General features: G+C 67.4%; 19 protein-coding genes, 1 tRNA gene and 2 pseudogenes. 16 read left to right on the top strand and 6 right to left on the bottom strand.

Annotation, left to right across the window (positions count from 1 at the left end):
- Positions 1 to 155 precede the first annotated feature (155 nt).
- The 5 genes from DFP88_RS15850 (at position 156) to DFP88_RS15825 (ending at position 5,976) form a co-directional block, all read left to right on the top strand.
- A complete protein-coding gene (locus tag DFP88_RS15850) occupies positions 156 to 1,109 on the top strand; it encodes a GIY-YIG nuclease family protein (protein ID WP_110815679.1) in 954 nt (317 codons plus the stop codon).
- Positions 1,110 to 1,237: 128 nt separating this feature from the next.
- Positions 1,238 to 2,164: a hypothetical protein gene (locus tag DFP88_RS15845; RefSeq protein WP_110815678.1), complete on the top strand. Its 927-nt coding sequence runs from the start codon at positions 1,238 to 1,240 to the stop codon at positions 2,162 to 2,164.
- 32 nt (positions 2,165 to 2,196) lie between these two features.
- Complete coding sequence (locus tag DFP88_RS15835) at positions 2,197 to 3,267, top strand: AAA family ATPase (RefSeq protein ID WP_181418686.1); 1,071 nt, start codon at positions 2,197 to 2,199, stop codon at positions 3,265 to 3,267.
- A 1,555-nt stretch (positions 3,268 to 4,822) separates the two neighbouring features.
- Complete coding sequence (locus DFP88_RS15830; protein ID WP_110815676.1) at positions 4,823 to 5,173, top strand: hypothetical protein; 351 nt, start codon at positions 4,823 to 4,825, stop codon at positions 5,171 to 5,173.
- Positions 5,174 to 5,640: 467 nt separating this feature from the next.
- Positions 5,641 to 5,976 (top strand): hypothetical protein, encoded by a 336-nt coding sequence (locus DFP88_RS15825; RefSeq protein WP_110815675.1) that lies wholly within the window; start codon positions 5,641 to 5,643, stop codon positions 5,974 to 5,976.
- On the opposite strand, the gene DFP88_RS15820 is transcribed toward DFP88_RS15825, so the two are convergent.
- Positions 5,977 to 7,311 carry a DUF6538 domain-containing protein gene (locus tag DFP88_RS15820; RefSeq protein ID WP_110815674.1) on the bottom strand — a complete coding sequence of 445 codons (1,335 nt, stop codon included), beginning with the start codon at positions 7,309 to 7,311 and terminating at the stop codon, positions 5,977 to 5,979.
- Between the two features lie 146 nt (positions 7,312 to 7,457).
- A tRNA-Ser gene (locus DFP88_RS15815) sits at positions 7,458 to 7,547 on the bottom strand.
- A 218-nt stretch (positions 7,548 to 7,765) separates the two neighbouring features.
- Here DFP88_RS15815 and DFP88_RS15810 point away from each other — a divergent pair.
- The 7 genes from DFP88_RS15810 to DFP88_RS15780 are packed head-to-tail and all read left to right on the top strand — an operon-like array spanning position 7,766 to position 14,204.
- The gene (locus DFP88_RS15810) at positions 7,766 to 8,611 is read left to right on the top strand and encodes an SPOR domain-containing protein (RefSeq protein ID WP_110815673.1); all 846 of its coding nucleotides are present in this window, start codon (positions 7,766 to 7,768) and stop codon (positions 8,609 to 8,611) included.
- Positions 8,612 to 8,620: 9 nt separating this feature from the next.
- Positions 8,621 to 9,874 (top strand): D-alanyl-D-alanine carboxypeptidase family protein, encoded by a 1,254-nt coding sequence (locus tag DFP88_RS15805; protein WP_425450843.1) that lies wholly within the window; start codon positions 8,621 to 8,623, stop codon positions 9,872 to 9,874.
- On the top strand, positions 9,871 to 10,527 hold the full coding sequence (tmk, locus tag DFP88_RS15800) for a dTMP kinase (RefSeq protein WP_110815671.1): 657 nt from the start codon (positions 9,871 to 9,873) through the stop codon (positions 10,525 to 10,527). Before DFP88_RS15805 ends, tmk begins: the two co-directional genes overlap by 4 nt.
- Entirely contained in the window at positions 10,524 to 11,621 is a 1,098-nt protein-coding gene (locus DFP88_RS15795) for a DNA polymerase III subunit delta' (RefSeq protein WP_110815670.1), read from the top strand. Before tmk ends, DFP88_RS15795 begins: the two co-directional genes overlap by 4 nt.
- A 38-nt stretch (positions 11,622 to 11,659) precedes the next feature.
- The gene (locus DFP88_RS15790) at positions 11,660 to 12,469 is read left to right on the top strand and encodes a TatD family hydrolase (RefSeq protein ID WP_110815669.1); all 810 of its coding nucleotides are present in this window, start codon (positions 11,660 to 11,662) and stop codon (positions 12,467 to 12,469) included.
- Positions 12,469 to 13,278 (top strand): MBL fold metallo-hydrolase, encoded by an 810-nt coding sequence (locus tag DFP88_RS15785; RefSeq protein ID WP_110815686.1) that lies wholly within the window; start codon positions 12,469 to 12,471, stop codon positions 13,276 to 13,278. The genes DFP88_RS15790 and DFP88_RS15785 overlap by 1 nt, the downstream gene beginning before the upstream one ends.
- On the top strand, positions 13,275 to 14,204 hold the full coding sequence (locus DFP88_RS15780) for an AEC family transporter (RefSeq protein ID WP_110815668.1): 930 nt from the start codon (positions 13,275 to 13,277) through the stop codon (positions 14,202 to 14,204). Before DFP88_RS15785 ends, DFP88_RS15780 begins: the two co-directional genes overlap by 4 nt.
- 7 nt (positions 14,205 to 14,211) lie before the next feature.
- On the opposite strand, the gene DFP88_RS15775 is transcribed toward DFP88_RS15780, so the two are convergent.
- Both DFP88_RS15775 and DFP88_RS15770 read right to left on the bottom strand, forming a co-directional pair.
- Positions 14,212 to 14,862, bottom strand: a complete 651-nt coding sequence (locus DFP88_RS15775) for a TetR/AcrR family transcriptional regulator (RefSeq protein ID WP_110815667.1) — start codon at positions 14,860 to 14,862, stop codon at positions 14,212 to 14,214.
- A gap of 114 nt (positions 14,863 to 14,976) precedes the next feature.
- Entirely contained in the window at positions 14,977 to 15,369 is a 393-nt protein-coding gene (locus DFP88_RS15770) for a DUF983 domain-containing protein (protein WP_110815666.1), read from the bottom strand.
- A 419-nt stretch (positions 15,370 to 15,788) separates the two neighbouring features.
- On the opposite strand from DFP88_RS15770, the gene DFP88_RS15765 reads away from it, so the two are divergent.
- Complete coding sequence (locus DFP88_RS15765; RefSeq protein ID WP_181418685.1) at positions 15,789 to 16,958, top strand: tyrosine-type recombinase/integrase; 1,170 nt, start codon at positions 15,789 to 15,791, stop codon at positions 16,956 to 16,958.
- Between the two features lie 108 nt (positions 16,959 to 17,066).
- On the opposite strand, the pseudogene DFP88_RS15760 reads toward DFP88_RS15765, so the two are convergent.
- Positions 17,067 to 18,301 (bottom strand): annotated as a pseudogene (locus DFP88_RS15760) (IS3 family transposase).
- A 257-nt stretch (positions 18,302 to 18,558) separates the two neighbouring features.
- Between DFP88_RS15760 and DFP88_RS15755 the strand changes: the two are divergent.
- From DFP88_RS15755 to DFP88_RS15745, 3 genes are all read left to right on the top strand, one after another.
- Positions 18,559 to 19,209 (top strand): ATP-binding protein, encoded by a 651-nt coding sequence (locus tag DFP88_RS15755; RefSeq protein WP_146227532.1) that lies wholly within the window; start codon positions 18,559 to 18,561, stop codon positions 19,207 to 19,209.
- Position 19,210: 1 nt separating this feature from the next.
- A complete protein-coding gene (locus DFP88_RS15750) occupies positions 19,211 to 19,933 on the top strand; it encodes a Crp/Fnr family transcriptional regulator (protein WP_110815663.1) in 723 nt (240 codons plus the stop codon).
- A gap of 69 nt (positions 19,934 to 20,002) precedes the next feature.
- The gene (locus tag DFP88_RS15745) at positions 20,003 to 20,248 is read left to right on the top strand and encodes a DUF6894 family protein (RefSeq protein ID WP_110815662.1); all 246 of its coding nucleotides are present in this window, start codon (positions 20,003 to 20,005) and stop codon (positions 20,246 to 20,248) included.
- Between the two features lie 153 nt (positions 20,249 to 20,401).
- On the opposite strand, the pseudogene DFP88_RS17395 reads toward DFP88_RS15745, so the two are convergent.
- Positions 20,402 to 21,461, bottom strand: a pseudogene (locus DFP88_RS17395) (IS3 family transposase); the annotation flags it as partial.

Genomic DNA, 21,461 nt, shown 5'->3' with positions numbered 1-21,461 from the left:
CAACTGCTGACCCGGCGGGGCCGCGTCCCGGCCGGGCTCTGGCCCTGCGCGTCGTCCCGCCGCTCGCGGACGGTCTTTCTCTTCGCGCCTCTCCCCTGCCCCTCCGGCTGCGTCTCGGCAGCCGGCCCCCTCCTCGCATGCAAAGGACCAGTCCGATGTCCAATCTGTCGATTCATTACCCCCGCCGCAGCGCCGCCAAGGCGGCCATCGCTCTTACTCCCTGGCCCGCGCCGATCCCGCCTCAGTGGCAGAGGATGGCCCAGCAAAAGGGGTTTACTGTCACCGACCGCGTCGGCGACCGCTACCACGTCCTGCTCCGCTGCCGCGACTGCGGCGGCCTGACGATGGCGAAGGCCTACACGCTGCGGACCGCCCAGCCGAAGTGCGCGGCCTGCGGCGACCGGGCGCTGCGCGACACGGCTGCCGCGGCGCGCCTGACTTTCCTGCGCCGCGATGCGGAGGATCGGCATTATGCCGTCTACCGCGCGCCCTGCGGCCACGAGGTTCGGCGGCAGCTCGAGCTGGTCCAGCGCATCGCGGCCGGCAAGGTGCAGGTCCGCTGCGAGACCTGCTTCCAGGCCGAGGTCGCGGCCGAGGCTATCGCGCAGGGATGGCAGCTCCTCGGGCCGGACCCCGACGGTCATGACGGCTACCGGCTCTATCGCCACGGCTGCGGTCACGAGCAGCGCGTCGCGCGGGTGAACATGCGCACCGGCCGCTTTGCCTGCGCCGGCTGTGACGCCGGCTGGGCGGCGGAGCCGAACAGGATCTACCTCATGCGCCTCGACCTCGAAGGGGTCGGCGTGGTGGTCAAGCTTGGCCACAGCCGCCTGCCGCTCTCGCGCATGCGCTACCAGCTGGGCCTCGATCCGGAGCGCCGGCAGGAGCTCATCCATGAGGTGCGGATGCCGAGCGGTCACGAGGCCCTCCGGGTGGAGCGAGGCATGCACGCCCGGCTGCTGCGCGAAATCCCGGACCTCGTGGTGCCGCGCGAGGCGCTCGAGGCGGCGCGGATCAACGTGACGCGCGAGATCTATCGCGCCGAGGCCGAGCCCCGCCTGCGCAGCCTGCTTGACGATCTGGAGGACGCCATCGGCACGGGGTCTTGAAGACCTGGACGCAGCGCCGGTCCAATTCCCGCCTGCTCTGCCCCGCCCCCGCTCAATCTGGCCGCCCGTCGCGCATCCGCACCGGCGGACGGCCTCCACATCATCCCACTGCTCCAGGAGGTCTTGCCATGATCCCTATCCTTCCTCCCGTGCCCTGCGGCCCCCTCGCCGAAGCCCTCGCCGCCACTGCCATGGCGCTGCCGGCCGATCTGCCGCCTCCCCCGGCGCTGCAGCCGCCCCCGGATCAGCCGGGAGCGGCGATCCGGCTCGTCGCCCGGAGCCCGCTGCACCGGGCGCTCGCGCGCAGCGTCCTGGGCGCCACCGCGCGCCTCTCGCCGAACGCGCCGAGCTTCCCGGTCAGCAGCGCCTTTGCCTGGATCGACGCGGCGGGGGCGATCGTGCCCGGCGCCGTGACCGAGGGCGATCTCTGCCGCATCGGGACGGTGCAGTTTCCCGAAGGTCCCGTCGCTGTCCCCGGTGCCTGGCCGCCGAGCGGCCCTGAGCCCCTCGACGACGGCGAGGTGGGGTTCGGACCGCTGCGAGCGACGGCGCTGCTGCGGCTCGCCATGGCGGCGGTCGACCAGCAGGGCATCGACCTGCTGCTGCGCCCAGAGCCGGCCTCGATCCTCGTCCTGCCGGCCGATCTCATCGCCCCCACTGCCTGGGTGCTGACTCATGCCGCACGAGCATCGGGGGACACTGAGGCGCCCCTGCGGCTGCTGATGCTGCCCGGCGGCGGCGGCGATGCCGCGGCCCTCGACCGAGCGCTTCTGGAGGACGGCCGCCTCCTCATCCTCGCGGCCGGGCCTGTGCCGCCCTGGCCCGAGGACGTGCCGCCGCCCGACTGGCTCGGCCTGCCGCCCCTCGATGCCGCACTGCTTGCCGCGCAGTTCCGCCTGACCTGGCCCGACGAAGCTGGCCCCTGTGAGGCCGGACTTCCGCCAGACGCCAGCCTCGCCCGGCTCACGGCCGCCGATATCGCGCTGATCTTCCGCGAGCTCGACCCGCCCGCCGCGCTGGACCGCCTCGGCCGCCTGATGCGCCGCTTCGCCTGATCCCGTGACGTCTCTTGCAAGGAGTCCACCCGATGACCCAGCCCTCGCCCCAGACCCATGTCGTCTTCCCGACCGTCCATCCCGTCCCCGAGCTCGCCGCGATCGGCAAGCGGCTCGATGCCCGGGCAGAGCGCCTGATTGCCGCGCGCCGCATCGCCGAGGGCCGCCTCGACGAAGAGCCCCTCAGCCATGCGGAGCGCACCCTGATGCGCCGCGCGGCCGAGCGCGCCGAGCGCCTCCACGCCAAAGCCCTCAAGCGCAGCGGCACGCAGCATCTCCGGCCCGAGATGCGCGCGCGCCTCCAGGCCGCGCCGCGTCCCATGCGGCTCGCTGGTCCCGTAACCCGTCACGCGGCCGATGAACTCGCCGCCGCGCTTCTCGACGAGATGCCCTGGATGCAGCCGGCGCTCGACCCGCTCTGGCGCGACCTCCGCGCCGCGGCTGCCGAGGAACGCGGCCTTGGCCTGCGCCCGATCCTGCTCGTCGGACCGCCGGGGATCGGCAAGACGCATCTCGCCCGGCGTCTCGCGGCGCTGGCGGGCGTGCCCTTCGCCGGCATCGATCTCGGCGTCGGCAGCGAGGCCTTCGCCATCGCCGGCCTGAGCCGCGGCTGGGGCTCGAGCATGATCGGCCGGCCGCTCGAGACCATTCTCACCACCGGCATCGCCAACCCCGTCATCCTCGTCGACGAGATCGAGAAAGGGCGCGGCGGCTGGAGCACCAAGGGCGACTTCACCTCCGCCCACAACGCCCTGCTGCCGCTGCTAGAACCCGCCACCGCCGCGCGCTTCCAGTGCCCCTGCCTCGACGTGCCGGCGGACCTCTCGCGCGTCTCCTGGGTGCTCTGCGCGAACTCGCAGGCCGGGATGCCGGCGCCGCTCCTGTCGCGGGTCACCGTGGTGGACCTGCCCGCCCTCACCGCGGAGCAGACCGCCCGCTTCGCCCACCGCGAGGGCGCCCGCCGCGGCCTCGGCTCCGACGCCCTGCGCGACCTCGTGCGGGCGATCCTGGCCGCCCCGCCGGGCGGCGCGCCGGACCTGCGCGGGGCGCTGCGGATGGTCGAGGGGCTGGTGCGGATCGAGGCGGCCGAGGCGGTGCACTAGCCCTTGTTAAGATAAGGAGCTACAGCAGGTCATAAAACCAAATGTGATGCACGCTCTCTTTTTTATCGCCTCCCCGGGAGCGCAGAAACCCATAATGAGGCCAACCTCGACGGAAGGTTACGCATCATGCACAAGAGGCGGTCCCCATCTAGACCTCCTCAATAATTGTAAAAAAAATTAATTATCCAGCACACGAAAGGAGTCGGCAGAGCTGCTCAGCCACGCAATCTTTCCTATGCAAAACCGGTCTCACGTGCATCACGAGAGAGTACTACCGTATTGAAAGATGTAGCTATATTACAAAAGCTAACTGCTAGGCTGAGAAGAACCAAAAAATTATTACATTATCTTAAAACAAAATTTCCGAAATTAGACATCAGTGATTTATGATATGACCAGATACTCCAAAATTTGGCGGCAAGCCTTTTCTGCGAACCAAGGCTGCTCGGCCGAAGCGTACGTGTCTTCAATTTCCGTCAGGGAGACCTCGGCTAGAAAAATAAAGTTATTCTTCTGAAACTACCACATTACCTTAGAAGAGGTAGCCACTGAAGGTCTCCGCGAGCCCTGGCAGCGCCTGTGACGCTTCCGAATTCATCCTTGGTTGGCTGCATGCCAAGATTTTTCCGCACTCACCAGAAGATCTGAACCTGCATAAAACTGGACAGGAAAAATTGGCGCCATCTGAGCCGTCTTCGCCTGCACAGACCAAAGCCCAATGAAGGATTTTACCAATATATAGCAAGGATTTACATAGCCATCCTACACCAGATAAGGCGATCGCTGGATGAGCCATCTCAGCCTCGCGGATGCAGGGGAGGTTTTTCCCCTAAAATTGGACTGCGCCGTTTTCTGCTCCGACAATATAAGGTTAGACACAGACAGCCGCCCAGGGAGCCTCTTCAGTCCGGCGTGCCACCCCCCGTCGATGGCTTGGTTCGCGGCCCTACTTGATAGCCGGGTATCCGTTCATAGTGGCAGACACCCCACCACAAGCCCTTCCAACTTTGGTCGTGTCCATTGCCTTGTAGAAATCGCATCAAGCAAGTCCTTCGCAAAAAATCGTTTGCCGGCGGTTGCGAAATGCCGCGCACTTGAGATCGAGGGCACCAAGTTACGCGTCTATGGATCGTTTTGCGAAAAACAAAGGACTGTGAGAGCTTGCCATGCCCACAGGCCTTAAGTAGGATTTATTTCAATCGTGAAGCTCTAGGATTGGCCATTCCCGCCATCCCCTTCCACTGCCTGCCTCTAGGATCTGCATCTAGCTCTGAATTAGTAGGACAAATAAAAACCTCAAGCCAGCGCCTAGTTTATAATATAACGGATATGACTTTTTAGTAAACCGTCAATATCGCTGCCTGCTCACAGCGCGCTCCGACGCCAAATTTGATGTGAAGCCAATTACCAATGTCAGATTTAGCGTAGTTAGCGATACGCTGTTATCATTCTTATTGCGAGGCGACGCTCCGTATCCATGATCCCACTTGTATTAGAATTTAGTCCCAAATACCTGCCGCTAGCGTCTATTCAATTTGTTTCGCTAGAGGCAGTCGTGCCCCTCGCCAAAAACCACCTCAGCTTGACTATCAAGTTCGCGCCGCATCTCCTTCGCCAGCTCCTGCCCTTTGCCAACCTCCTTAACACCCCGCTCGACGAGCCGGGCGAGGGGATGGTCATCCGCCTGCACGCTCTGATGAACCGCGTGCTGGAGCAGCTCGACCGAGCGGAAGCCGAGCGGTCGGAGATCGCCGAGCTCAGTGCGTCGTTCGAAGAGAGGGCCGCAGCCCTCGAGGAGACCGTCGACCGACAGCATCGCATGACGGCGGACATGCAGCGCCGGATGATCGAGATGCAGTCCCAGATCGCGCAGATGCACGCGCTGCTCTGCCGCCCGGCGGACTGACCCTTGGCCACCAGCTCGGCGCCCTCTGCCGGTCCCTGATCGGGACCGGCAACCGATTTGCAGGCATCTCCTGGGCCAGCGGTCGGCCGGAGCCGATCCTGCAAGATACGAACGGCAATCTGATCGACAGCTACCCGGAGCAAGAGACGGAGCCGGACGAGGACGCCGACGGTCCGTCGCCCTTCTAGGCAGCCGGCTGAATCCAGGTCCGGCGCAGTCCTCGCGATCCATGCATGGCGGGTGGGGACAGCCAGGTTTCCACCTGGTCTGGTCCTTTAATCAGACGCGACTTCTACCTTCGGTTGAAGGTTGTCCACAGGAACAAGCAAGGAGGCCGGGAAACGGCTTCGCGACGGAGTGATCGGAAAGGGCGCCTCCGGTAAGATGGGCCTGACCAGCCCTCCCGCCAGGGAGAGGGCTCCCCACCCTCCGTTCGAAAGGACCGCGCTCGCGCGATCGATACAGCTGTGCCCGTCGTTTCCCCGACCACCCTTGGCCCGACCAGCCGCACCGCACGTCCCGCGGCGCGCAGCCGCCGAGCGCCTTCCGCGCCCGTCGACGCCGCGCGGATAGAGCGGGCCCTGCAGGTCGTCGCGGCGCTGGTGGTGGAGAACCCCGCCTACCTGCCGATCTTCGAGCGGCTGGAGGCGGAACTGGTGGCAGCCCAGGCGAAGGACGCGGCCATTGATCGGGCAAGGGCACTCCTGTTACGCGGCAGGCAGCAGGCAGAGCGCAGTCTCGGCGCCTCACCTGCCAGCGCACTGCTGGATACTGCCGAGCCGGAGGACGGCCCGGAGCCGTGACTAGGCCAGGTGCTCCGGTACCGCGTAGGCAATCGAGGCGACGATGTCCCGCCTGCGCTCGAGCGTCATCGCATCGCCGTAGACCTCGCGTCCGCGCCGGGCGCCGACGCTGTGGCCCATGATCTCGCCGCGGTCGTCGGTCGGGATGCCGGCCGCCTTCAGTCGGCTCTCCCAGGTATGACGCGTGCCGCCGATGGTGACGCCCTCGGGCAGCAGGCCGTTCTCGCGCAGGTACTTGTTCACCGCCGCCGAGTACGACCGCTTGTGACGGTAGCGCGGAAAGCCCTGCGGATGCCGCCGCGCCGCCGCCAGCGCGAGGCCGACGAGAGGCACGTGGCGTGCCGAATGCCGGTTCTTGATCTCGCGCCGGTCCTCGGCGGCCCCATCCTCGTTGGCGATGACGAGATGGGGAACAGCGCCCTCCAGCCGGAAGGCGCTCGCCGGAAGGTCGGTGATCTCGGACTGTCGCGCCCCGGTCTCGAGGCTGATCAGCAGCACGTCGCGCGCCTCAGCGTTCAGCCCGTCGAAGGCCCCGGCGGCCAGCCACTGATCCCGGATCACCTCGACCGGCACCTCCATCTTCCGCGACGGCTCTGCATGCCGGTCTCTGATCGACACCCCGGCATAGGGCCTAGGCGGATCTGCGTGGTCGAGGTCCTCGTAGATGCGCCGCAGCATCCCCGCCATGTAGTTGAAGTCCTTGTTGGCCGTCGCCGCACTGATCTCGCCTCTGGCCACCCGTTCCATCAGCCACTTGCGATGCACGCGCGCCTCGACCTGGGTGATCCGCACCACCGGACGATCCTCGCCAAGTGCCTCGATCAGGGTCCGCACCGCTCGCAGCAGCGGGTTCCGCCACAGCCGCATCTGCTGGCTGCTCTTGAAGCGGTTCTCATGCCGGGCGATCTCCTCGACCCGCGCCACAAGAGCCGACAGCATCAGCCCGGGATCCTCGGCGCCACCGAGCAGCGCAGCAGCCTCGTCGGGGTCCGGCACATCGTCCCTTGTACGCACCGCCTCGACCCGAGCCAGCACCTCCGCCAGGGGCAACGCGGCAACCTTGGCCGCCGACAGGAAGGCGAAGCCGCGCATGCCCGCGAGATGGCGGGCCGCCCGGAACTGCGCCTCGGCGTCTCCGTCCCGCCCCTCCAGCTTGGCCTCCCAGGCCTCCAGGTAAGCCGTCCAGACCCGGTCAAATTTCTGCTCGGCCACGGTCTTCGAATCCGTCTTCAGGCTCTCCCAGATCACCGGGCGCGGCTCGACATCACGAAAACGCCCCGGCACCCGGCGCTTGAGGTACCAGGTCCGGCCACGGAGGATGAGGTTTGCGGGCATGCGGTATGCTCCACGGCAGCGCTACGGGTAGCACTATGTGGAGCGGAATGGGTAGCAGATCAAGCCGGTAATATTGGGTTCTGCGTTTCATGGGGCTATAAATTCTTGAAGAACAGTGGCTTGATTCGAACAAGTTAATAAACGATTGGCGGAGGAGGTGGGATTCGAACCCACGGTACGCTCTCACGCACGGCGGTTTTCAAGACCGCTGCAATCGACCACTCTGCCACTCCTCCGGCGGGACCCGATTAGGCGGGGTCGCGCGATTCTGGAAGGCCGGTGGGGCCCTCCCTCACGGCGAATTTCGCCCCTCGGTGGCAGAGGTGCTTTCGCCGCCCGCGGCCCGGCGATAAGGTTCCGAGCGAAACGAGACCGCCGTGCGGCGGGCCGGGGGTGCCGGGCGCGCCTGCCGGCCACGGCCGGGCATCAGGCGGCCCATTAGCGAGGGACGGGCATGAGGATCGACACGGCGAGACGGGACCCGGCGGCGGGGGCCGGCGGAAGACGCGGGGCTGCGCGGCCTCTCGTCGCGCTTCTGCTGCTGCCGCTCCTGGCGGCCTGCGCCGGCGAGGACGCGGGCCCGGGCGACGGGCCGACTGGCGGCGAGACGCAGATAGTCAGCCGCGACGTCGAGGCGCCAGAGGTTTTCTCCGTCAGCGACCAGGGCCTCTGGGACGGGCGCCCCTCGCTCGGGGGGGGCTGGGTCGCCTATCCGGAGGTCGCGGTCGAGCAGATCGGCCAGGTCCTCGTCCGCAACGAGGAGAACGGCCGCTTCGTCATCGGCGCCCTGTTCCGGCGCGAGCGCGAGGCGCCGGGCCCGGCGCTGCAGGTCAGCTCCGAGGCCGCCGAGGCATTGGGCATGCTGGCCGGCAGCCCGGCCCCGCTGAACGTCGTCGCCCTGCGCCGCGACGCGGAGGGGGCCCCGCGCGAGGGCGGCGCCACCACCGATTTCGATGCCGCGGCGCCGATTGCCGAGGTGCCGCTGGCCCCGGCAGAGGCCGCGCCCGAAGCGCCGGCCCCTGCCCCGGCGGTCAGCCCGACACCCGCCCCCGCGCCGGCCGGCACGCTGACGCGCCCCTATGTCCAGGCCGGTTTCTTCAGCGTCGAGGACAATGCCCGCGACGCGGCCCGCAGGCTCGAGGCTCTGGGCCTTACCGCGCGGGTCGAGGCCGCCGAACGCCAGGGCCAGGCCTTCTGGTCGGTGACGGTCGGCCCCGCGCAGACCGAAGCCGACCGCGACGCCCTGCTTGAACGGGTCAAGGCCCAGGGCTTTCCCGATGCCTATCCCGTCCGCGACTGAGGACCCATGATGATCAAAGCCACACTTCGCCTTCTGACCCTGCTCGCGCTGCTGCTGCCGGGCCTTGCGGCCAGCGCGCAGACCTTCGAGACGCCGGCCCGCGCGGCCTGGGTCTTCGACCAGACCACCGGCACGGTGCTTTTGTCGAAGAACGCCGACACGCCGCTGCCGCCGGCCTCCATGTCGAAGCTGATGACGCTTTACATGACCTTCGAGGCGATCGCCGACGGCCGCCTCTCCGCCGATCAGGAACTGCCGGTCAGCCAGCACGCGGCCTCCTACGGCGGCAGCTCGATGTTCCTCGACACTACCGACCGGGTGCGGGTCGAGGATCTGCTGCGCGGCGTGATCGTGCTCTCGGGCAACGATGCCAGCGCCGTTCTGGCCGAGGCGCTGAGCCCCGACGGCACCGAGGCCGGTTTCGCCGAGTTCATGACCGAGCGGGCGCACCAGATGGGCATGACCAATTCCCATTTCGAGAATTCGAACGGCTGGCCCGCCGCCGGGCACGTCATGTCGGCCCATGACCTCGGCGTTCTGGCCGATCACATCATCACCGATTACCCGACCTTCTACCCGATCTTCGCCGAGCAGGAGTTTCCCTTCGACGGGCGCGTCCCCTCCAACAGCCAGAACCGCAACCCGATCCTCGGGCTCGGCATCGGCGCCGACGGGCTCAAGACCGGCCATACCACCGACGCGGGCTACGGCCTTGTCGGCAGCGCCAAGCAGGGCGACCGGCGCATCATCTTCGTGCTCATGGGCCTCGACAGCACGGCCGCGCGCCGCGAAGAGGGCGAGCGCATCGTGAACTGGGCCTTCCGCCAGTTCGCCGAGCGCGAGATCGGCGAGGCCGGCACCCGCATCGCCGAGGCCGAGGTCTGGATGGGCCAGCAAGACACGGTCGGCCTCGCGCTGCCCGAGGACACGGTCCTTCTGCTGCCGGTCATGAGCCAGGAGGATCTTGACGCCGAGGTGGTCTACTCCGGCCCGGTCGAGGCGCCGATCGCCGCTGGCGACACCCTCGCCGAGCTGGTCGTGTCCCGCGACGGCCTGCCCGAGACGCGCCTGCCGCTGGTCGCCGAGACCGACGTTGCGCGCGGCGGCTTCATGCCGCGGGTGCGAGTCGCCGCCCATGTGCTGATCGACCGCTTCGGCCCCGAGGGCGCGAGCCTGCCGCAGTTGGTGCCCGCCGCGCCCGAAGGGGCCGTGCAGGACGACCCCGCGCCAGAGGATGCCGCGACCGACGCCGAGGACGCGTGAGCGGCGCCCCCGCGCCGCGCGGGCTTTTCATCAGCCTCGAGGGGATCGACGGCTCCGGCAAGTCGACGCAGGCCCGGCTGTTGGCCGAGGCGCTGCGCGCCGCCGGGCGCGACCCCGTCCTGACGCGAGAACCGGGCGGCAGCCCCGGCGCCGAGGAGATCCGCCACCTCCTGCTCAAGGGCGATACTGGCCGCTGGTCGGCCGAGACCGAGTGCCTGCTCTTCACCGCCGCCCGCCGCGATCACGTGGAGCGGACGATCGCGCCCGCGCTCGAGGCGGGGCGCCCGGTGATCACGGACCGCTTCGCCGATTCCACCCGCGTCTATCAGGGCACCACGCGGGGCGACCTGCGCGAGATGGTCGATGCGCTCCATGCCTCGGCCATCCGGCTTGAGCCGGACCTGACGCTGGTGATCGACATGGACCCGGCCCGCGCCCATGCCCGCGCCCATGCGCGCGAAGAGGCCTCCGCCGGGGCCGAGACGCGGTTCGAGGCCTTCGGCCTGCCCTTCCAGCAGGTCCTGCGCGAGGGGTTTCGTGCGCTTGCGCAGCAGTTCCCGGAGCGCTGCCTGCTGATCGACGGCGACCGCGCGCCCGAAAAGGTCGCCGAGGACATCGCCGCCCTCGTGCTGCAGCGACTGGCCCAGCAATGAGCGAGCCGCTTCCCGATCCCACCGTCCTGCCCGGCCTGCCGCATCCCCGCGAGGCGCGGGTCCTGCTGGGCCAGCAGGCCCCGGCGCAGGAGTTTCTCGCCGCGCACGAGGGGCAGCGCCTGCATTCCGGCTGGCTGATCGCCGGGCCTCCGGGCACCGGCAAGGCCACGCTGGCCTGGCGCATCGCCGCTTACCTGCTGGCCGATCCCGCGTCGCGCCACCCCGGCACGCTCGAGGTCGAGACAGGCGACCGCGATGCCCGGCTGGTGCGGGGCGGCGCGCACCCCCGGCTCTTCGTGCTCAAGCGCGGGGCCAATGCCAAGGGCGACCGCCTGTCGGACGTGATCCGCGTCGACGAGGTGCGCGAACTGAAGGATTTCTTCCACCTTTCCGCCGCCGATGGCGGGCACCGCGTCGTGATCATCGATTCCGCGGACGAGTTGAACCCCGCCGCCGCCAATGCCGTGCTGAAGGAGCTGGAGGAGCCGCCCGCCGATACCACGCTGCTGCTGATCTCGCACAGCCCCTCGCGGCTGCTGCCGACGATCCGCTCGCGCTGCCGGGTGCTGCGCTGCCGCCCGCTGGCGCCCGACGACCTGACCGCCGCCCTCTCCGCCGCCGGGGTCGAGGCCGAGGAGGGCGACGCGCTTGCCGTCCTTGCCGCCGGATCGGTCGGCACCGCCGCGCGGCTGGCGCAGGCGGGCGGGCTTGAGCTGTACGCCGCCCTCGTCGCCCTCTTCGAGCGGCTGCCCGATCTCGACCGGCCGGCCCTGCTGAAGCTGGCCGACAGCGCCGGCGCCCGCGGGGCCGAGGCGCGGTTCGACCTGATGATCGACCTGATCGGCCTGCTGCTGTCGCGCGCCGCCCGCGCCGGGGCCATGGGCCCGCCCGCGCGCGAAGGTGCGCCCGGCGAGGCGCGGCTGCTGGCGCGTATCGCGCCCGATGCCGCCGCCGCGCGCCGCTGGGCCGGCCTCGAGCAGGAGCTGACGGCGCGCGCCCGGTCCGGGCGGGCGGTCAACCTTGACCCTTCCGCGCTGATCCTCGATACCCTGCTGAAGATCGAGCAGGCGGCCCGCGGCCCGGCAGCGGCCTGACCCGAAGCCCCGGATACCACAGCAAAACGGCGGTGCTCATGCCCGACCAACCCCTTCTTGTCGACGCGCATTGCCACCTCGACTTCCCCGACTTCGAGGAGGAGCGCGCAGCGGTCATCGCCCGCGCGCAGGAGGCCGGCGTGGCGCGGATGGTGACCATCTGCACGAGGCTGCGGACCGCGCCCAATGTGCAGGCTATCGCCGAGGCGCATGACGGCGTCTTCTGGGCCGCCGGCACCCATCCGATGAGCGCCGGGGAAGAGCCGCAGGCGACGGTGGACGAGCTGGTCGCCCTTGCCCGCCACCCCAAGTTCGTCGGCATCGGCGAGACCGGCCTCGACTACCACTATTCCGAGGACAGCAAGGCGGCGCAGCAGACCTCTCTGCGCACCCATATCGCCGCCGCGCGTGAGACACAGCTGCCGCTGATCATCCATACCCGCGACGCCGACGAGGATACCGCCCGCATCCTCACCGAAGAGATGAAGAACGGCAACTATCCTTGCATGATGCATTGCTTTTCCAGCGGAGAGGCGCTGGCGAAGACGGCGCTGGAGCTGGGCTTCTACCTGTCGATGTCCGGCATCACGGCCTTCCCCAAATCGCAGGCCCTGCGGGACATCTTCGCCGCCGCCCCGCTCGACCGTATCCTGGTCGAGACCGACAGCCCCTACCTCGCCCCGCCGCCGCATCGCGGCAAGCGCAACGAGCCGGCCTTCGTCGCCCATACCGCCCGCCGCGGCGCCGAGGTCTTCGGCCTGAGCGAGGCCGAGTTCGCGGCCCGCACCACGGCCAATTTCGACCGCCTCTTTGCCAAGGCGGCCGCATGGACGCCGCAGGCCGCCTGATGGCGCAGCTGCGCGCCCGCATCCTTGGCTGCGGCTCCTCGGGCGGCGTGCCGCGCCTTGGCGCGGCGGGCGGGCACTGGGGCGCCTGCGATCCCGATGAGCCGCGCAACAGGCGCAGCCGCTGCTCGCTGCTGCTGACGAAGGTCACCGAGGCGGGCGAGACCACCGTGCTCATCGACACCTCGCCCGACATGCGCGCGCAGCTTCTGGCGGCCAATGTGACCACGCTCGACGGGGTGATCTGGACGCATCCGCATGCCGACCACGTCCATGGCATCGACGATCTGCGGATGCTGGCGATCGGCCGGCAAAGCCGCCTGCCCGGCTGGGCCGATGCCCCGACGACCGAGCAGCTGCACGCCCGCTTCGGCTATATCTTCGAGACGCCCGCGGGCTCCAGCTACCCGCCGCTGGTCGACCTCGCCCCGCTCGACGGCCCCGTCACGGTCGAAGGCGCTGGCGGGCCGCTGACGCTGGACAGCGTGCTGCTGCAGCACGGCGATATTCCCGCGCGCGGTATCCTGTGCGGCGGGCTGGCCTACCTGCCCGACGTCAACGCCATCCCCGATGCCGCCTGGGCGCGGCTTCAGGGCCTGGAGGTGCTGATCGTCGATGCCCTGCGCCGCAGCCCGCACCCCAGCCACGCCCATCTCGACCAGGCGCTGGAGTGGATCGCCGCCGCCGCGCCCGAGCGGGCGGTGCTGACCAACATGCACACCGACCTCGACTACCATACCCTCGAGGCCGAGACCCCGGCCCACATCACCCCCGCCTTCGACGGGCTGGAGCTGGAGCTGCCGCTTCCATGACGACGCTGCTGGCCGTCGTCCTGCCGGTCTTCCTGGTGCTGGGCTTTGGCTATCTTGCGACGGCGCGCGGCTGGATCGGCGAAAGCGCGATCGACGGGCTGATGAAGTTCTCCCAAGGCTTCGCCATTCCCTGCCTGCTGTTCCGCGCCATCTCCACTCTGGATATCGGCGCGCATTTCGACCCGGCGCTGCTCGGCTCCTTCTATCTCGGGGCGCTGAGCGGCTTTGCCGTCGGCCTGCTGGGCGCGCTCCTGCTGTTCCGCCGCCCGCTCGAGGACGCGGTGGCCATCGGCTTCGTCGGGCTTTTCTCGAACTCGCTGCTGCTGGGTCTGCCAATCACCGAGCGGGCCTATGGCGCCGGCGCGCTCGAGGCGAATTACGCGATCATCGCGATCCATTCGCCCTTCTGCTACGCCATCGGCATCACCGTGATGGAGACCGTGCAGGCGCGCGGCGGACCGCTGCGGCACCTGCCGGGCCGCATCCTCAAGGCGATGTTCCGCAACTCGCTGATCCTCGGCATCGTGCTGGGGCTGGCGGTGAACCTGACCGGGATCACCCTGCCGCAGGTCGCGCAGGAGGCGCTGGATCTGCTGGTGCGCGCCGCGCTGCCCACCGCCCTTTTCGGGCTGGGCGGGGTGCTCTATCGCTACCGTCCCGAGGGCGATCTGCGGGTGATCTTCTGGGCCGTCGGCTGTTCGCTCCTGGTGCACCCGCTGGTCACCTACGGGCTGGGCCGCGCCTGGGGCCTCGAGGTGCCGGCCTTCCGCTCGGCGGTGGTGACGGCCGCCATGGCGCCGGGGGTGAACGCCTATCTCTTCGCCGACATGTACGGGCGGGCGCGGCGCGTCGCGGCCTCTTCGGTGCTGATCGGCACGGCGCTGACGGTGCTGACGGCGACGGTCTGGCTGGCGCTCCTGCCCTGACCGCGCTTCAGGCCAGCACCGCCCGCTCGAGCCGCTCGAGGTAGAGGTCGAACTGCGCCACGAGGTCGAGCTGGTCGGGCCGGCGCAGCCACCAGACGTGCAGCCCCTCGAGCGCCGCGCAGATCTCGACCGCCAGAGCCACGGGATCGAGATCATCGCGCAGCTCGCCCCGCGCCTGGCTGTCGCGCAGCGCGGCGGCCACGGCACCGGCGACCCGCTCGGACCGGGCGCGGAACCACGGGCCAGCCGGATGCCCTTCGCACAGGGCCTCGGCGCTCAGCACGGTGAACAGGCGCACCACCGCCGGGCGCCGGGCATTGCGCGCGACGATGCCGCGCAGCACCTCGCGCTGCCGGGTCCAGCCGCCGCCGGCGCCCGCCTCGGCCATGGCGAAATGCTCCTCGTCCCGCTCCTCGAGGATCGCGAGAAGCAGGTCGGTCTTGCGGCGAAAGTAGTGCAGCATGCCGGGCAGCGTCATGCCGACCCGCTCGGCCACGGCGGCAAAGGCCGCGCCGTTGTAACCCTGCTCTCCGAAGACCTCGATCGCCGCGGCGACGATCTGGCGCCGCTTCTCGTCCGACAGATGCGACCGCGGCCTGCCGCGGCGCCGCGGCGCGTCCTCGCGCGCCTCCGCCGCCCGTTCCGCCTGCTGCACCATGACCTCCTCCTTGCGCCGGGGCCGCGCAGGATGGGCGGCCCGTCGCCACACTAGCAGGACATGCGAAAGATGCGAGCCCATCCCCCTCAGGTTGAACCGGCCGCCTTTAGAAGGCTAGCCGCGCGGCCTGTCGAAGCCGTGCATCTCCTTGGCCCATTGGTAACCCACCATGAGGCCCTTCATCCGCGGCAGCAGCAGCAGGGAGGCGACGATTGCGACGGCGCTGAGAAGAAGCGCGAGGATCAGCGGATCGTCCCTCAGGTATCCGAAGGTTCCGTGCAGCACGAAGCCCATGATATGCCCGACGATCAGGATCACGAGGTAGGCCGGCCCGTCATCGGCGCGGTGATGATGAAGCTCTTCGCCACATTCGGCGCAGCGATCGACGACCTTCAGGTATTTCGAGAAGAGGTTGCCTTCACCGCAGTTCGGGCAGCGCTCCTTCAGGCCCCGCAGGACGGCCTGCTTCACGTCGCGCTCGGCTTCGGTCCGGTCGGTCGTCGTCATCGTCCATCCTCCACAACAAGGTGGCCCGCTTTGCCTGTGCCCCCTCTGCCGGGTCAGTGCCGCAAAGGCAAGCCCGGGCCGGCTGTCCCCTCGCCTCTTGGGCGTTGGGACGGACCGCAGAACGAGCGGGGGCTGAACGCCAGCCGTAGCGGCATGGCCGAAGGCCTCTGTCGGCGTCGTTTGGGTGTAGGAGATTGGGGAGGGGTAGAAATCCGGTCCAGCCCCGCGGGGCTTACTCTACTGGACTTCATCTATTTGAATGGTGCGGTCGAGAAACACCGCCCAACTAGGTCATGGCCTTGCAATCCGTGCCTTATCTCCTGATAAATAAGGGACTAATCGAGCGAATGCCGTGCCACCTCACGGCATCTCTTGCCGTCAAACCACGGCCCGGTTGGGGGGTAGATTGGGGGGTAGGAATGGCGCGGCAAAGGAACAAGCTTTCGGCGGTGGCGATCAGGAAAGCAGGCCCCGGCTCCATGCATGATGGCGGCGGACTGATCCTGGTCCGATCGACGGTCGGAGGAAACTGGATCTTTCGCTACTCCATTAGCGGGCGGCGGCGAGAAATGGGCTTGGGCCCTTATCCAACCGTCACGCTCGCAGAGGCCCGCCAAGCCCGTGACCGATGGGAGACAGTTTTGCGCTCCGACCGTGACCCTATCGCCGAACGCCGGCGGCAGCGGGAGGCCGAGATAGCGGCGCGAGATGCCGTCGACCCGACGCTCGAGGAGCTGGTGCGAACAGTATTTGATGCGATCAAGGGCGGTCTCCGCGGTGGAGGCGATCGAGGGCGATGGATGTCCCCCTTGGCCGTCCATGTACTACCAAAAATCGGCCAGCGCCGAGCAGCGACGCTGACGGCCACCGACCTCTCAGACGCACTCCAAAGCCTCTGGCGCGAAAAGCATCCCACCGCCGAGAAGGCGATCCAGCGCCTCGGCATCGTCTACCGGCGCGGCAAGCTCATGGGCCTTCCGGTGGACCCCTTCACGGTGCTGAGCGCGCAGCATATCCTTGGCGAAGTGCATCACGAAAACGAGCACATCGCAGCCACGCGGTGGCAGGACGCCCCAGCGCTCTACCAAAAGCTTGGCGGCTTGGCCGCCGGCAGGATGGCCCTTCGGATGACGATGCTGACCCTGGCTCGATCCGCCAGCGTGCGGGGCATGCGGTTCGACGAGGTCGAGGGCAATGTCTGGACCATCCCGGCAGAGCGAATGAAAGGCCGCCAAGGCAAGGTCCGCGACTTCCGCGTTCCGCTGTCAGCGCCGGCGATGCAACTTCTCGAGGCGAGCGCCGAGGTATCGGAGGATTTCGTGTTCCCGTCATACTATGCTGGTCGCGGCGTCAGCGAGACTGCGCTGCGAAACGTCCTGAACAATGTCGGCGAGGCGGGCCGCATCCACGGCTTCCGCACCACGTTCCGCACATGGGTTCAGGATAACGAGATCTGCTCGCGCGACGTGGCGGAGACGGTCCTAGCGCACAAGATCGCGGGGAAGACTGAGGCCAGCTACGCTCGGTCTGACCTGCTAGATCGACGGCGCGAGGTGATGGCCGCGTGGGCGACCTACTTGGAGGGATGAAGCCCACCTGACCCGCCTTGCATCGCCACGGGCCAACCTGCAGACAGATTGGCCTGAGCCCTGACTCTCCTCCGGCCAATCGGAGAATCCGTGGGTTGATTTCTGTGGCTACGCGGCGCGCATTTCCAGCCCCTTCATTGCCACGAACTCAGCCGGGGTCATGTTCCCGAGGCCGGAGTGCGGGCGGTGGTGATTGTAGTCGTCCTGCCAAGCGCGGATCTGCTGCCAGGCCCCGCCGAGGGTCGAGAACAGTGTCTCGTTCAACAGCTCGTCCCGGAAGCGCCCGTTGAAGCTCTCGACGGCGAGCGGTGAGCCGCCACCGGTCCGAGGCCACCGCGAGCGTTTTGCATCGGCTTGCCGGGGGCGATGTTGTGCCACTCGACACCGGTGCTCTGGCACCACGACAGGATCGCCATCGAGGTCAGCTCCGTGCCATTGTCGCTGACCACCATGGCAGGCCGGCCCCGCCGGGCAATCACGGCGTCGAGCTCCCGGGCCTCGCGGTGGCCGGACAATGACGTGTCCGCCACCAGCGCCGGGCACTCGCGGCTGTAGTCGTCGACCACGGCCAGCACCCGGAACCGGCGTCCGTCCGTCAGCGCGGCGCTCACGAAGTCGAGGCTCCAGCGGATGTTCGGCGCATCCGAGCATCGGCCTACGCGTGCCGAGAGCGCGCTTCCGGCCACCCCTGCGGCGCACCTAAAGGGTCGTCGGGAAAACGGACCCACGGAACGTTTTCTGATCCTCCTCCATCCTCGCGGTAGAGTCGCCTGAGCTTCTTGAGGTTCATCACGATCCCCTGTCGCTCGAGCATGATGTGGATGCGCCGGTAACCGAAGCGCCGCCGCTCTGCCGCGACGGCCTTCATGGCAGCCCGAACCTCGGCGTCGTCCGGGCGCACGCTCCGATACCGCACGCTCGATCGATCCAAGGCCAGGGCTTGGCACGCCGTTGGCGCGGTGCGCCAACCCGGCTCACCCCGTGGATCGCCACGACATGCGCCGCCGCCTCCCGCTTCACACATGCGCCATTGTCACTCGGACCAATGGCGTGACATGGCACATCACTATCATTCTTTTGCCGCGACACCCTTCAGGATCGCATTGTCCAGCATGGCCTCGGCCAGCAGCTTCTTGAGCTTGCCGCTCTCCTCCTCGAGCGCAATCAGCCGCAGGGCATCGCTCGCCATTGTCCTCGGACCAATGGCGGAAAAGGCTTGCCCTCGAGCCCGCCATACTTCGCCTTGTATTCGTAGAAGGTCGCAAAACTCACCCCTTGCTTGCGGCAGCCATCGGCCGTCGCCGTGCCGTCGACGCGGTGTGTCGACCACGCTCCTTCAGCATCGCGATGATCCGCTCCTCGCTGAATCGCGATCACTTCATCGTCCGTCTCCTCGATTGGAGCGGATTCTATCCCAAATTGGCGGAGGATGTGGGGCTCAGGTCCGGCTCCATGCTGTCCGGGGATCAGGACGCTCTCTGCCCAACTTTTCCGCAGAGGCTGAACAAATTCCAACCTATGTTGTCGCGGCAGTTTCGAGTTCGCTTCAAGCAAGAAATGCATAGCTGTTCATCCGCGCCCAACATGGAGGACCGTCGCCTTGGTCAATCTGCTTGCCACCAAAGATCCTACCGACGCACAGGGTGACATGCGACTCCGTGAGATAGAGCATCGCCACTCGAACCTCATGCAGATCGTTTCGGGCCTACTGCGCAGTCGCGAACGGATGGCCGATCACGACGAAACGCGCGAAGCATTCCGCTATGCCACTGACCTTCTCCATGCCGTCAGTACCCTGAATCGCTTGTCGGCCAAGGAGTCCGGAGGGTCCGTCTCCGACCATCTCAACAGCCTTTCGAAACAATGGCGGGCGATCTGCGACGATCGGATCGCCATCATCTTGCGGTGCGGCAATCTGGGGCCACTCTCGCAATCCGAGAAGGTAGTCGTCGGATTGCTGGCGCAGGAACTCGTCTTCAATGCGATAAAACACGCCTTCCCGGACGGCCGGCGAGGCGACATCAAGGTGTTTGTCAGCTGCCAGGAGGACCAAACGGCGCTTCTGATCGTCGAAGATGACGGCATCGGCCTAGCCGGCGGCGTTCGGGAGGCATCGATGCAACGCAAGGAATCTCGGGGCATGGGCCTTCTCGCCCACTTGACCAGTGTCATCAAAGGAACAATGATAGCGGAAGCACCGACCAGTCGCGGTCATCGCGTCTCGATCACATGGCCCCTGCGGGCAGACTGAGATGGCGGACGAGAACTACCTGATCCGAAAACTCCGGCATGGAGCTAACCTCGAGGCCGAGGATATTGGCCGGCTGGAACGGATCTTCGATCGCTTCAAGAGCGTCGGAGCCGGCTGCGACCTGATCGCGGAAGGTCAGCCACCATCCCACGTCCATGTCATCATGTCCGGGACTGCCTGTCGTTACAAGGTCCTGCCGGACGGGCGCCGCGCGATCGTATCGCTGCTGCTCCCTGGGGATTTCTGCGATCTCCACGTCGCGATCCTGGGCCACATGGACCATTCGATCGGCACGTTGACCGATTGCGAAATCGCGTTGATCGAGCGCGACGTCCTGGCGGACATGCTGATCCATTATCCGCTGATCAATCGGGCCTGCTGGTGGGCCACCCTCGTGGACGAGGCGGTGCTGCGCGAGTGGCTCGTCAACATCGGCCGCCGCTCGTCCGAGCAGCAGCTCGCGCATCTCTTCTGCGAATTGCATGCTCGACTCGAGACAGTGGGGCTTACGGAGGGTCAATCCTTCTTTATGCCATTCACCCAGACGACCTTGGCCGATCTTCTCGGCATTTCGGCGGTCCACGTCCAGCGCGTCATGTCGAGCCTGCGCGACAAGGGCCTTCTGTCTCTTCAGGACCGCCGCATCAATCTGATCGACTTTCGCGGCCTGGCAGAGCTGTCGGATTTCGATCCGGTCTATCTACACTTGAAAACCGATATATAGGGCCCATTCCGTCGCAAAAAAACCGCCACATAGGCCCCATTCCGGGGCAACGTGGCAACTGGAGCAACGATGCCCCTCTTCTACTTCGACATAAATGACGGGACCCGTAGGCGCTACGATACGGAGGGCCAGGAACTCGCGAGCTTCGAAGTGGCCACACAGGTCGCGGCGCAGGAGCTCGCCCTCATCATCAAGGACGAGCACCTCGGCGGAACCCGCCAAAGCTACATCGTCACCGTGAGGGACCAGGGAGGCATTCCGGTCTTCGTCGCCACGGCCATGATGCTGGGCGAACCCTTAGGCCTGCCCTCCTGATGGCGGATAAGGGCGGATCGCCGGACAAAGCTGACGGCAGACCAGCCCTCTCTCTCGACGTCGAGACACATTGGTCAGCTTCACGCTTATGTCGTGACCTGAGCCCTGACTCTCCTCCGGCCAATCGGAGAATCCGTGGGTTGATTTCTGTGGCTACGCGGCGCGCATTTCCAGCCCCTTCATTGCCACGAACTCAGCCGGGGTCATGTTCCCGAGGCCGGAGTGCGGGCGGTGGTGATTGTAGTCGTCCTGCCAAGCGCGGATCTGCTGCCAGGCCCCGCCGAGGGTCGAGAACAGTGTCTCGTTCAACAGCTCGTCCCGGAAGCGCCCGTTGAAGCTCTCGACGGCGAGCGGTGAGCCGCCACCGGTCCGAGGCCACCGCGAGCGTTTTGCATCGGCTTGCCGGGGGCGATGTTGTGCCACTCGACACCGGTGCTCTGGCACCACGACAGGATCGCCATCGAGGTCAGCTCCGTGCCATTGTCGCTGACCACCATGGCAGGCCGGCCCCGCCGGGCAATCACGGCGTCGAGCTCCCGGGCCTCGCGGTGGCCGGACAATGACGTGTCCGCCACCAGCGCCGGGCACTCGCGGCTGTAGTCGTCGACCACGGCCAGCACCCGGAACCGGCGTCCGTCCGTCAGCGCGGCGCTCACGAAGTCGAGGCTCCAGCGGATGTTCGGCGCATCCGAGCATCGGCCTACGCGTGCCGAGAGCGCGCTTCCGGCCACCCCTGCGGCGCACCTAAAGGGTCGTCGGGAAAACGGACCCACGGAACGTTTTCTGATCCTCCTCCATCCTCGCGGTAGAGTCGCCTGAGCTTCTTGAGGTTCATCACGATCCCCTGTCGCTCGAGCATGATGTGGATGCGCCGGTAACCGAAGCGCCGCCGCTCTGCCGCGACGGCCTTCATGGCAGCCCGAACCTCGGCGTCGTCCGGGCGCACGCTCCGATACCGCACGCTCGATCGATCCAAGGCCAGGGCTTGGCACGCCGTTGGCGCGGTGCGCTAACCCGGCTCACCCCGTGGATCGCCACGACATGCGCCGCCGCCTCCCGCTTCACACATGCGCCATTGTCACTCGGACCAATGGCGTGACATGGCACATCGCTATCATTCTTTTGCCGCGACACCCTTCAGGATCGCATTGTCCAGCATGGCCTCGGCCAGCAGCTTCTTGAGCTTGCCGCTCTCCTCCTCGAGCGCCCTCAG

Origin of the sequence: Pseudoroseicyclus aestuarii, from assembly GCF_003217255.1 — a bacterium.
In the GTDB taxonomy this organism is placed as follows: Bacteria; Pseudomonadota; Alphaproteobacteria; order Rhodobacterales; family Rhodobacteraceae; genus Pseudoroseicyclus; species Pseudoroseicyclus aestuarii.
This window is presented reverse-complemented; position numbering and strand designations above follow the sequence as displayed.